This window comes from Bacillus sp. ILBB4, assembly GCF_035064545.1.
Taxonomy (GTDB): domain Bacteria; phylum Bacillota; class Bacilli; order Bacillales; family Bacillaceae_H; genus Priestia.
In genome coordinates this window covers 7,276-19,035 of the sequence record NZ_JAIQVD010000022.1, presented here as the reverse complement: position 1 = coordinate 19,035, position 11,760 = coordinate 7,276, and the positions used below count along the sequence as shown (strand labels likewise).

The window sequence follows — 11,760 nt, the reverse complement described above, 5'->3', positions numbered from 1 at the left end:
ACCACAACTCTTACTCTATTTTCATCCTTTGTAAGGATGGCAAACAGCCCATGAATTAATTCATGGGCTTCTTTCTAATCGCAATATATGAACTAGAAATCTATTTAAAGAGCAAGGAGGTTAGGTTGCTCAATATTATAGTATGCAAAGTAATGAAAAAGGTTTGGACAAGCGTTCATTTTATCTAAGTTTTCTACTATTTCATACAGCTTAAAAAAAGAAAAAACTACTGGATCCGTCAGTAGTTTTTTCTCTGATTTATAGAAAGAGACAGAATGGTTAGTCGCATAATTTATGATATGTAAAGTAATTACAATTGTTTGGACAAGTGCTGATATTATAAAAATTTTATTAACTTTGATTGATATAGTAAGAGTACATAACTTAAAAACAGAAAAAGACTACTTCTTTCCAGTCAAAAGAAGTAGTCTTTTTCTGTTACGTAATTGGGTTTCATGAGTGATGCCTCATTGCATCTTGGGTAGTTTGCTCAAGATGTATAAAAATTAATCATTTATATAAAAAGAGAAAAAACAATCCGTGGGAGATGGATTGTTTTTTCTTAAGGAAAGATCAGGCTGATAGTTCCTGATTATATTTTATGTTTCTCACTTTGCGTTATGACTACCTATAAAATCCATTATGTTAAGTTACATTTTTTTATTTTGTTGCAATTAATGATTTAATTATTTCGTTCCAGTAATGTTTAAAATCATGTTTTTTCTCAGACATTTTCAACACTCCTTTAGTTATTTCATCCGTCCAAATAACTTATATTTGTTACCTTTATTGTATTTTATTAACACAAAATTGTTATCCAACTGTAAGAGTAACTTTTTAATAGATTTTTACGACTAAAGGATGAGATTTAAAATAACAAAAGGAATATTTTTTTAGGTGCCGAGAATCCGTTTTATGTTAACTAGCTTTGCGATTATTATAGATTTATATTTATATTTGAATTTATAAATAAAATAAAAAAATTAATTATGTTAAAATTAGCCTATTCATGAATATAATATTAGTAGATTATTAAAAACTATGATAACAGGTGATGAGAGTTGGACTATAACATTATAACTAAAGATGGAGTAGAAATTATAGTAAGAGACTTAGTCGGACTTACTCCATCACAACGCCAAGAAATAATTAAAGAAGCTAAATTGAAGAAATTGAAAGAATGGTTAGAAGAAGATGATGTTGTAAAAGTTCAACTAGATGATCTACAAAAAGAAGAAGTACTAAGTACACTTCATTATCATTTTGAAGAAAAAAACCCAATCAAGTTACTGAGTCTTTTTGCTTTTACAGATCATGCTGAAGATAGAGCAATAGAAAGAATAGAAAATCGTGATCCAGAAAGAGACGATGTAGAGATTAGACCTATTACTAAAATAAAGGTATTAAATGCTTTGAAAAACGCAAATGAACTACACGATTTAGCTGAATGGAAAGGTCGAGGAAGATTAACTTATAGATTAATCAGCGAAATAGACGGTATAGAAACTCATATTTGTATTGCTTTTCAGGAAAAAGTAACAATAATAACTGTTATAAATTAAAAAAAGCCTTCCTTTTAGGAGGCTCTTTTTAATTTATATAATTTGCATATTCATTGAATTTTTCCATAATAGCAGGATAATGAGAAAAAGTTTGATAATCTACTTCTAAATTATCAGTAATTTTATTTTCTTCGTGTAAATATTCAGCGATAATTGAAACCATTAAGCCTGTAAAAGCGTCCTTTACTAATTCTTCGTTAGTAGAGGTTGGTTCTTCGAGCTTTATAAAAGGTACATTTTTAACCCTTAATTTACCGCCAAAAAAATGTTCATCTTGCAGAATAACATCATCATTCTGATTTTGTTTATTCATTTTAACGATCTCCTTGTCTACAGTAATGCTCATCATAATCCCCCCTACTAATTAGTTGTTTGGACAAAATAAATCAAAAATATACTAGTATATGCGGTTTTATTGAATTATATAACAAAATTTCTTTTTTTTAAATAAAAACACAGAGGACTATTTACAATATATTATGTTTTTTTCTTGAAAATGCTAATATATCAAGAATCTAATAAATATTTAAAGATTTTTAGTTCCATTTTTTAGACTTGAGCAAGATTCACCAATTGAATTTGGTAATTATATACTTTATATTTATAATTATAGCAACGTTGCAACTTAAATACGTTGCGAAAAAGGAGAGCATATGAGCAGGGTTAAAGAAGGTAATCGAAGACTTACATGTGATATTCCAGAAGAGTTACACAAGGAGTTGCGTTTCTTAGCTGTAGAGAATGATACAAGTATTACGAAGTATGTAAAGGCTTTATTAGAAGAACATGTGAAGAAAGTAAGAAAAGTAAAGTAAACAAAGAAAGGGCACTTCCTCTGCAAAGGAAGCACCCCATGTAGAACTTAATATGGACTTTCATTATAACATGGGTTGCCCTCAAAAAATAGGAGGGTCTTATGATGGATCAAACCGAAAAATTGTTACTGGGTATCGAGAATATTTTGAGCGTAGCTTCTGATTTAGTACAAGAAGTAGATCGTCTTAAACGTGTGGTAGAAGAGTGTCAGATACTTAAAGAAAAACTTTTTTTGAAACAATTTACGTCATCTGAACAAGACGTTTTTGCTCTTGCACTTGATGGCCATTCTGTTAAAGAAATGCAAGATATTTTGTTCAAAGAAGAGAACACAATTAAGACTCAGAGACGTAGCATTCTACAAAAATTAAACGTTTCTTCGATGAAAGAAGCAATCGATTATTATAAAAAAACTACCCAGACTTCTTCTCAAAACTTCACGAATTATCATCAAGAAATTTTTCAAAAACTCGTTAAAACTTCATAAAAGTTGAGTGGACGTTGAGTGCACAGTAGGTCAACATCTGCAAAAAGATGTAAAAAATGATGTCGACACTAGGTCAACATTAGGCTCATTTTCTACTCTTTAGGTCAACAGCAGGTCGACAGACTGGAAGTTTTCGTGGGGTCACTTTTTTGAGGGTGAAAACGTTGTTTTGCTGGGCTTTGCCCAGCATATCACAGCCATGTGATATCAAAAACCCCTTATGCTCTTCTCTACTCGTACTGGAATTTTTGCAATTTGATAGAAAAGGAATGATTTCATGGATATCTTTTTACGCAATATTGATCCGGTTGCTATGAAAAAAGTTGATGAACTAGCGAAAGAAAATGGGATGTCCCGTCAAAAGTTTTTGAAAGAACAATTTGAAGTATTAGCTTTTTTTGATGAGCAAGTAGCAAGAGAAAAAAGATTAGAAGCGATCATTGATCAGAACATCGAAATGATGAAACAATGTGCGATATCAATTGAAAAGATGAATGATATTATCTATGAACTGATGGGAGATGTGGAGGAGTAATGGAAACACAACGACGTATGATTACACTTGATAAAGAAACGGATCAATACATCCAAGATTATATGGCTGAACATAAACTTCGTTTCCCAGGAGAAGCCATTATGGATATCTGTAAAAAGTATCGAGAAGAAAAAAAGAAAGAATGGTCGTTAGACTACATTACGGAAACCGTTAGTGAAAATCTTCATGGTGTATTAAAAAATGAACTTAAAAAAATTCGATTAGGAACAAATAGTGCAGATAAAAACACCCAAATTCTTATCGAATTCATGAATGGATTGTATTTTCACCATGGCTATGAGGGGATTATGACAACGGATCTTCTAGAGCTAGAAGAAACTAAACTTGCTAAAAAAGTTGTAGGGGAACGTATTGTGAATCAGCGACAAAAACGTTTAGATAAAGAATATCCTAAAAGCTAAAATAGCCTTTAAGGCTAGCTAGGTAGGCTTAAGCCTACTTTTCCTTTTAGTAAACGAGGTGAATATAGCTTGATATGTAGTTATTGTGGGACAGAAGGATTAGAAGAAAGCTGCTCTTTTTGTGGGGCTAATTTAAATATAAAAAGACCCAAATTAAAAGAATTTGTGGTCTTAGAGGACGTTGAGAAACCTTTTAATGAACTTGCATGCTTTCATACCTATGATTTGTTAGTTTTGCTGCGTTTGGTACGTAAAGAACGGACAAAAGCTTATGATTTAATGATAACGCTTAAAAAGGCTGGTGAGAGCCCTCAAATTGATCAAGTAATGGTGAACTATCCAGAAGACCCATATGAGCCTTATACAAAGCGTATGAAGCTTGTAAGACTATGTTAATTAATTAAAACATAATCCCTTTATCATAAAAAAGTAGAAATCGAACTAACTAAATATAAGATTTAGTACCGCACTTTTTTTAATAAGATAATCTTCTCTTATACATTAACAAAAAATCACCCTAACAATAGGAACCATTTACGATTATCATTGAAATGTTACTAATCAATAAACCTTCAGCGTTATTAAAAAACTAGCATTATAACATACTTTTAAATAATTGGGGAGGGGTAAAAAAATACCCCTCCCCAGATTCCACAAATTCAGATATGATGAAGTCGACTCTTAAAGAAATAACAAACAGATCGTAGCTAAAAATACTTGTTTTGATATATTTTGCTAATTTTTATTGAATTATAAGACTAGTTAACGCTATAATAAAACTAACAAAAACGTGCGGATAGAAAAAAGACTTCAACTGTTTAAGTAGTGTTACAGCACTCTTAAACCGTTCACCCTATACACAGTAGGGAAAACACTTGTCGAAGTCTCTTGTTAATAGTTTCATTATCGATAAGATAAAACTTATGTTTTTATTTTATATGAAATTGACATCTATTTCAAGGGCTTCGTTCATCTAAATCAAGACATTGTTTTCCTTTCATCAGGGAGACAGTGTCTTTTTTGTATTCCTTAAAGGAGAAGATGAACAGATGAACAAGATATTGACTTGCTATTTAAAAGATGTAGATACCTTCAATGGACCATTCACATGGTTATGGAGACAAAAACCTACCCTTCGTAAAAGGAAAGAAGAATTCCTGGAAACACTTCGTACTTATTTTAAACAACAACAAGCAGCCTTACATAAAGAATTCCCTAAAAAACGAATGGAAATGTTAGATCACGTAATTTATAATCTTGTAGCTACGGGTATTCAAGCGATCCGTTCAGAAACACTGATGAAAAAATTTAACGCATCTAAAAGTACCGTTTCTCGTTTTGTGAAATCATTAAAAGATACACCCTTTATACTTGTGGCACGTTACATTAAAGAAGATACAACAGGTGCTCACCCTGACAGCTATGTGTTTGTCCTTAAAAGCCATAAGAATTTTAATCGAATTTGCGATGAGATCTTTTTTGCCCATGACACAACAGGTGTACAAACGCTTCAACAAGAAGAAATGACAACTCCTGTGACAACTCCTGTGACAACTCCTGAACGTGCTGAAAACGTTGATACAGCAAGCTTAGAGGGCCAAAAAACATCCAATGCCTTTATTAACCTTGATTTACCTGTAAATCATATAAATAATCATTTAATATCTGCTTCACAGTCATTTGCTTATATCAAAGGTGTGCCTAAAAAAGTAAATCATGTGTATGCAGGTAAATATGGTCATCAACTAAAAGAATTTTATGCTCGTATTCAAAATGCGGCAAAAGCCGTAAAACGAGATACAGAGATTGAGATTATCAAAGAGCAAGTACATGAAATGGCTTATACAGCCCTTGTAGGGTTAGATAAATATGTTCATGAGGCTAATCATAAGGGTACTACTCTATCACTAGATGAGATGTGTCGTCTTGTTTATCAAATTGCTTATAATCAATTTACCAATCTACTAAAAGGGAATAAGGAAGAACAATCATCTGAGTCAGACATACATACTGAAGCTGAAACAGTAGCACTATTTACGCCTAAACATATCATCCGTAAGGAAGTGGTTCCTGCCTGGTTACAAGCTGAACAGAAGCAAAATGAGTGTACACAGGAAGCATCTATTTCTCTGGATCAACAGCTTGAAATGATTCAATTAAAGCAAGATTTAGGGCAAGAGTTAACGCCAGAAGAAGAAAGCTTGTTACAAGAGCACAGTTCTACGTACAGTTCGTTAAAAATGGCACAGTTGAAACAGGATATAGGGAAAGCACTAAATCCAGAGGAGCAAGCTTTACTGCGTCAACATGACCAGTTGAAAGACACAGCTTCCTAATTAAAATGTGCAGAAATCCCTTAGAAGCTAAAGTATTAATAGAGTAAGTTTATTTAAAATATATTCCTAAATAATAAATGCCTAAATAGGAAGGGGGGACCTTCCCCTCCCTTGCTTTAAAAGTACACCCTAAAACAATCACCTATAGCGGAAAATTTGAATACTGTGGGAAAGACTATCAAATTAAATCCAGGGGGAGCACAATGTGACAAAACTATTCGCTATCAATGCAGGGGGAGTCCCTTTTTGCCGTTGCGAAAGCAGAGAACGAAGAAGAAGTCCTTACTATTCTTGTTAGCCGCGAATTAGAAGAACAAGAGGATTTTGGTGTTAGAGCGCATATTGATGATTTTTCGATTGAAGGGCTGTATGGTGATTTCTTTCATGATGAAAAGGGATCATTTATTGATAGTCACATTTTAGACTATCCTCGCCATGTAAGAAAAATGAGCACTAAAGAGCGTCATACCTATATTCGATCACATGTTGAAAAGAACGCTAGAGCCTTTTGGAAAGGCCATCCGTTCTATGCGGATCTCTATTTGCGAGAAGTCAAAAAGTATGAGGCTTTAGAGAAAGTGGAAGGAAATACGTTCCGTCCGCATTTTTCGGAGGAATTTTATTTCAATACGGCCAAATTAATTATTACTGGAACGGATTGGTACGGGGGAGATGTCCAAATCATTGAAATCGACTTAACCGACCGTAATTACCAGCTTATTTTTGAACTTACTTTAGAGGAATAAGCGCCGAGAGGGTTTTATACCTCTCTTTATATAAATGAATCTTAAAAGCAAAACAGGAGGTCTACCATGGTTGAAAACCTATTAGACAGCTTAGAGGCAAAAGGTCACAAAGTCCTTGATGCTATTCACGCATTGAATGTATAGTCAGACGGCTTTCTAACAGTGGAAAGACTGATTGTTTGAGTATTAGGAGAAAACGATAAACATTTTGAGTACATTCAAGATTCAGGTGTTTTCATGGACTACGCGAATAAAGAGACAAGCCGAAGCGAATTAATTTTGACAATCAGACAAGCTATTGAGAATGAACGGAAAGGCCCGATTCAAACTAGCGTGACATTTAGCTAAAGGAGTTGTCAAAAGTGGACATTATTCTTCAAGCAAAAACGTTGGAAAAGAAACGTCCTTTTCATCCCTGGGTGTGGGATTGTCCCTCATGTGGCAAAAAAGTCTCTTCTCAGAGGGAAGGCGTGTACTATCAAGTAATTGGGAAAGGTTTTAGTGACCAAAGGGTTGTCTATACAGCTTGTTCTGTCGCCTGTGTGGAAGAGAAAATCGGAAGTATCGTTGAAATTTTGTATATTCAAACCAAACACGGAGGGCGCGGGGTGTATCATAACAAGCTACACCCTATATCTTCAAGGGTATTTTATGAGTTTTGCAAACATATCAACATCATCAAAGATTATTAGAGAAGGGTATTGAAAAGAATGTTGCCACTGAAAATTTGAGCTATTTAAACGAGTTTTCTCTTAGAAGATGGATTAATGATAGGTTATGTTTATTTAGAACTATGTTCTAAATAAACAATGACTGCAAATCTACGCATGAGGAGAACAGCTTCAGACGAATCAAAATGCCCTAAAAGGACTTCATAGTATGGTTAAAGCTAAAAACAAGCGATTAAATTTGAACAGCAAGACAGAACTAAAAAACGTCTTCGGACGATTTCTACAAACAGAAGCCAGGGACCTGAATTGGGTATGTAATAGCCTTATAATCCCTTTTTATTTTCTTAAGGTTTTATATTAACTTTAAGTTAATTTGCTCTTAGAAAGGTCTTTGAGGTTTGTACAGCCACTAAAAAGCCTTTTTTAAAAAATCGGCACTTGTACAAGCAATCACCTCTTTTCTTTGATTCTCATTTAATATAAAGAATCAAAGAAAAGAGGTGATTGAAATAGGTAACTATACTGGTGATGTATCTATTCCACGATTTACTGATATTGTATTGTAATATCAGTCATGAAACCTTGATACGTAAAAGAAAAACTCCTTTAGCAGTAGAGAGTTTTTTTAAGATTACAGAATGTAAATTATATAAACTAAAAATGCTAATATCTATATATAAATAAAAGACATCTAATCCTGTTTGCTTTTATTAGCCAAATATCGAGCATATTGAATCATGTTCTTTACTACATTCAATTCACCATTACTGGTGATAGGAGTACCTGGTCTCCAATTAACTTCAAAAAGCCATAATTTGTTTTCTTTATCAAGTCCTACATCAAGTCCTAACTCGTCAAATAGTACATCTTCATATAGAGACTCAAAATGGTTAGAAAACTGTAGGGCAAATTGTTCGAGATGTTTTTGGATATTATAGTAGTTATCACTAAATTCCTGTTTTAAAAAGATGTCGGTAAAGCAAGTATAACCGCCGTTACCTAGATTTGATACAATACTTCCCTTTCTACCTATTCTTGGGTATATTGAGGTAATTACCCAATTTCCATTTCCATCTTTTTGCACATGTAGTCTAAAATCATATACATTTCCAGATTTTATTTTGCATGTTATAAACTTCTGAACTAAGTAAGTACCCTCGCTTATCTGACTCTCGATAAACTCTATTAGTTGGTTTTCACTAAGTTTTAACTTTTGTTCGTTTTTACTAATATCATAATAATTATCCGTTTTCTCTACAAAGAAGATACCTGCCCCTTTATGTCCAGATAAAGGTTTTACGATTATTTTTTTATAGCGTTCAACCATATCTAACAAGACCTTATAACTAGTTAGTTTTGAAGTAGGAATAAGATACTGGGTAAATTTCTTAGCCTGATTCACCTTATTATAAACGGTTAATTTATCACCAACGGAGTGACTAGTGAATGGGATAATCTTGCTTAATTCATGAGTTATTTTTGCCATTTTATCGTTTACAGGGGCGCTAGCATTATAAATAACATCAGGGTAAGAATATTTTCTCTCAACCCATTTGCCTTTTTCGTAGGCCATTCCTAAAATAACTTTTTTTTTCAAATCCACCTTCCCTGGAGTGAAATAAAAAAAGTCTATTCCTTCACCTTTGGCAACTATAGCAAAAGCATAAGCTTTTTTTGCATTTATTGGGTCTTTACGATGATGAAGCATGCCGATTAAAGTCATAAAAACCATCCTTTCCCTTACTCTTAATTGTTTAGGTATATTCATTAATTTCATATATTATTTGTTTTTGATGAACCCTGGTTGTCCTTTTTTTATATCATAGATTAAGAGAAGGAAATATGTGTATTTTATATGATGAAATCTTAGAATAGGATGATAGATGTTTATGGATACTATTGTACTTATTGAAACAAATAAATCTGGATCGAGTAGAGAAGCAATTAAAGCAGCAAACAAACTTAATTTCTTTACGGTTTTGTTAACTCGCAGAAAAAAATTTCTTGAGGAACGAAATGAATTCCCAGATGTACACCAAATGATTTTCACTGATACAAACGATTATAATAATTTAGTTACAATAATAAAAAAGTTAAAAAAGGAAGGGAAAAATATACAAGGGATTTTTAGTTTTATCGATCCTTTTGTTTATGTAGCTGCACGTCTGTCAGAGGAATTCTGTCAGAGTGATATATCCACTGATGCAATCTATCATATGGAAGATAAGATATTGACTCGTAATGTGCTAAAGGAATTACCCATTTCACTTAATTATTTAATTTACAAACCAACAGAATCATTGTCATCTTTTCTTAAAGCTGAAGAAATAAATTTTCCTCTTATCGTGAAGTCCCCCAAATCAACAGGATCAAAAGATGTATTATTGGCAAAGGATAAAACTGAGTTACATGCATCTATGAAAACTCTTTTGAAAAAATTACCTAATGAAGAAATTTTACTTGAGGAATATGTGGATGGACCCCAGTACTTAATTGAGGTGTTAGTCCATAATGGAAAGATTTATATTATTGCTGTGATTGAACAGGAGATCACAATTTTCAAACGTTTTATCGTCACAGGTTATTCTTTATTAGGACAATTAAATGATAGACTATATCATAGTCTTTTCGATGCTGTCAGTTCTATTATACAGGCTTTTGATATGAAAAATGGAGCTTGTCATCTTGAGTTACGTAGAGCAAATGATGGTTGGAAATTAATTGAGATAAATCCAAGAATATCAGGCGGAGCTATGAATCGTATGATTGAAATTGGACATGGAATTAACTTAGTAAAGGAAACTATGCAGTTAATGTTAGGTAATGAACCTTCCTTGACTAAAAATCACTATAAATATGTATATGCTCATTATTTAACAGTCCATTCTAAAGGAAAACTAATTAAAGTTACAGGAAAAGAACGTAGTTCTAATTATCCGGGAGTGGAAGAAGTTTATATAAAACCAAGAAAAGGGGCGATTCTAAGGCCACCTACCTCAATGGGTCATCGATATGGATATATTTTAACATCATCACATTATAAAAAAGAGGCTAAAAAAATAGCTTTAGAAGCAGCAAAAGAAATTTCTTTTGAAATTGAACCAACAGATGCAACATAAAGGTGCAGACTGTCAGATCTAAACAACGAGAACAGAAAAAAACGTTTTTGTACCATTTCTAAAATGAAAGATCAATGCCTCCAATTAAGCATAATAGATAAAATAAAGAATTCAACAAATAAAAAAACATTGACTAAGTCTCAGCCAATGTTTTTTTATATGGATACATATTGTTCAAGACTTAGAACAAACCAAAAGTAAAAAACGTTCTCGTACTGTTAACCAAGGATCTGAATTAAACATCTAATTTAAGGTAATTTGATATCAACTTCAAGCTGATTAGCTTCTAGAAGGGTGAGCAAAACTTTGTATATTTTCGACTTGATGCAAAAGTACCGGTTTATCATTCACAACTGTACTTGAACTTAGGCTTGGTTTGAATATAAAAAGCATTTCTTACTTGTGCACTCCAATTTGCAAAGGCTGATTTCCATTCAGGAGTGTTAAAGAATTCATCTACAGTTTGAGTTTCAGAATGCCAAACTATAAATAGGTTGAGTGGAGCAATCCCTCCTGCCCAAATTCCATTATTTTCGTCAGTATCTTCTTCCCTTACTAATAATAAGGGTAGACCAAATTGAAAAGCCATTGAAGGTTCTACTTGTGAATAAACTGATCCTACCCAGAATGGAGTGGATGGTGGAAGGGGTCCTGTATTGACGTCAACTGTTTGAATTTTAAAACGACGAAGGTTTACGGCCAACATTCCATAGCTTGATGAAACTAGCCGACGAATATCAGTTAAAATGGATTCGGGATAACTTTCGCTTAGAGGTAATGTACGCGGAAAAAGCAAAGCATTCTCAATCTCTAAAATTAGACGGTCTAGAAACCGTTGTTGGTTGTCATTTAAATGAGTTGTTGTACTTAAAAATATGGGAATACGATAAGCACGGTCAATACACTCTTGGTGTGCCGATTCTATTTTTGCTTTATTTTTACTTGAAGAGCTATACTTATTTTTTTTCACTTTCACTTCATCTTTGTCTGAAGAGCTATACTTATTTTTTTTCACTTTCACTTCATCTTTGTCTGAAGAGCTATACTTATTTTTTTTCACTTTCAC

At 32.9% G+C, this 11,760-nt stretch carries 13 protein-coding genes; 10 read left to right on the top strand and 3 right to left on the bottom strand.

The window, feature by feature from the left end; all coding sequences use genetic code 11:
• Nucleotides 1-1,061 precede the first annotated feature (1,061 nt).
• Complete coding sequence (locus LAV82_RS30545; RefSeq protein WP_499717585.1) at nt 1,062-1,562, top strand: hypothetical protein; 501 nt, start codon at nt 1,062-1,064, stop codon at nt 1,560-1,562.
• Between the two features lie 28 nt (nt 1,563-1,590).
• On the opposite strand, the gene LAV82_RS30540 is transcribed toward LAV82_RS30545, so the two are convergent.
• Nucleotides 1,591-1,875: a hypothetical protein gene (locus tag LAV82_RS30540; RefSeq protein ID WP_499717584.1), complete on the bottom strand. Its 285-nt coding sequence runs from the start codon at nt 1,873-1,875 to the stop codon at nt 1,591-1,593.
• A 340-nt stretch (nt 1,876-2,215) separates the two neighbouring features.
• On the opposite strand from LAV82_RS30540, the gene LAV82_RS30535 reads away from it, so the two are divergent.
• From LAV82_RS30535 to LAV82_RS30500, 8 genes are all read left to right on the top strand, one after another.
• Entirely contained in the window at nt 2,216-2,377 is a 162-nt protein-coding gene (locus LAV82_RS30535; protein WP_499717583.1) for a hypothetical protein, read from the top strand.
• A gap of 104 nt (nt 2,378-2,481) precedes the next feature.
• Complete coding sequence (locus LAV82_RS30530) at nt 2,482-2,865, top strand: response regulator transcription factor (protein ID WP_499717582.1); 384 nt, start codon at nt 2,482-2,484, stop codon at nt 2,863-2,865.
• A 277-nt stretch (nt 2,866-3,142) separates the two neighbouring features.
• Nucleotides 3,143-3,400 (top strand): hypothetical protein, encoded by a 258-nt coding sequence (locus LAV82_RS30525; protein WP_489851710.1) that lies wholly within the window; start codon nt 3,143-3,145, stop codon nt 3,398-3,400.
• Nucleotides 3,400-3,822, top strand: coding sequence for a hypothetical protein (locus LAV82_RS30520; protein ID WP_057275400.1), 423 nt, complete (start codon nt 3,400-3,402; stop codon nt 3,820-3,822). Before LAV82_RS30525 ends, LAV82_RS30520 begins: the two co-directional genes overlap by 1 nt.
• A gap of 69 nt (nt 3,823-3,891) precedes the next feature.
• Entirely contained in the window at nt 3,892-4,218 is a 327-nt protein-coding gene (locus LAV82_RS30515; protein ID WP_499717581.1) for a hypothetical protein, read from the top strand.
• A 653-nt stretch (nt 4,219-4,871) separates the two neighbouring features.
• Nucleotides 4,872-6,158 carry a replication protein gene (locus LAV82_RS30510; protein ID WP_499717580.1) on the top strand — a complete coding sequence of 429 codons (1,287 nt, stop codon included), beginning with the start codon at nt 4,872-4,874 and terminating at the stop codon, nt 6,156-6,158.
• 227 nt (nt 6,159-6,385) lie between these two features.
• Nucleotides 6,386-6,904 (top strand): hypothetical protein, encoded by a 519-nt coding sequence (locus LAV82_RS30505; RefSeq protein WP_499717579.1) that lies wholly within the window; start codon nt 6,386-6,388, stop codon nt 6,902-6,904.
• 362 nt (nt 6,905-7,266) lie between these two features.
• Nucleotides 7,267-7,596 (top strand): hypothetical protein, encoded by a 330-nt coding sequence (locus LAV82_RS30500; RefSeq protein ID WP_499717578.1) that lies wholly within the window; start codon nt 7,267-7,269, stop codon nt 7,594-7,596.
• 670 nt (nt 7,597-8,266) lie between these two features.
• On the opposite strand, the gene LAV82_RS30495 is transcribed toward LAV82_RS30500, so the two are convergent.
• Nucleotides 8,267-9,298, bottom strand: a complete 1,032-nt coding sequence (locus tag LAV82_RS30495) for a YheC/YheD family endospore coat-associated protein (RefSeq protein WP_098325131.1) — start codon at nt 9,296-9,298, stop codon at nt 8,267-8,269.
• Between the two features lie 166 nt (nt 9,299-9,464).
• Between LAV82_RS30495 and LAV82_RS30490 the strand changes: the two genes are divergently transcribed.
• Nucleotides 9,465-10,694, top strand: coding sequence for an ATP-grasp domain-containing protein (locus LAV82_RS30490; protein WP_499717577.1), 1,230 nt, complete (start codon nt 9,465-9,467; stop codon nt 10,692-10,694).
• Between the two features lie 343 nt (nt 10,695-11,037).
• Here LAV82_RS30490 and LAV82_RS30485 read toward each other — a convergent pair whose 3' ends face one another.
• Nucleotides 11,038-11,664 carry a hypothetical protein gene (locus LAV82_RS30485; RefSeq protein WP_098526849.1) on the bottom strand — a complete coding sequence of 209 codons (627 nt, stop codon included), beginning with the start codon at nt 11,662-11,664 and terminating at the stop codon, nt 11,038-11,040.
• Nucleotides 11,665-11,760: the final 96 nt, after the last annotated feature.

Bases quoted from the DNA above. Each gene is read 5' to 3' on its own strand.
- LAV82_RS30540 (WP_499717584.1), bottom strand. From the start codon at position 1,875: ATGAATAAACAAAATCAGAATGATGATGTTATTCTGCAAGATGAACAT.
- LAV82_RS30535 (WP_499717583.1), top strand. From the start codon at position 2,216: ATGAGCAGGGTTAAAGAAGGTAATCGAAGACTTACATGTGATATTCCA.
- LAV82_RS30530 (WP_499717582.1), top strand. From the start codon at position 2,482: ATGGATCAAACCGAAAAATTGTTACTGGGTATCGAGAATATTTTGAGC.
- LAV82_RS30525 (WP_489851710.1), top strand. From the start codon at position 3,143: ATGGATATCTTTTTACGCAATATTGATCCGGTTGCTATGAAAAAAGTT.
- LAV82_RS30520 (WP_057275400.1), top strand. From the start codon at position 3,400: ATGGAAACACAACGACGTATGATTACACTTGATAAAGAAACGGATCAA.
- LAV82_RS30510 (WP_499717580.1), top strand. From the start codon at position 4,872: ATGAACAAGATATTGACTTGCTATTTAAAAGATGTAGATACCTTCAAT.
- LAV82_RS30505 (WP_499717579.1), top strand. From the start codon at position 6,386: ATGCAGGGGGAGTCCCTTTTTGCCGTTGCGAAAGCAGAGAACGAAGAA.
- LAV82_RS30495 (WP_098325131.1), bottom strand. From the start codon at position 9,298: ATGACTTTAATCGGCATGCTTCATCATCGTAAAGACCCAATAAATGCA.
- LAV82_RS30490 (WP_499717577.1), top strand. From the start codon at position 9,465: ATGGATACTATTGTACTTATTGAAACAAATAAATCTGGATCGAGTAGA.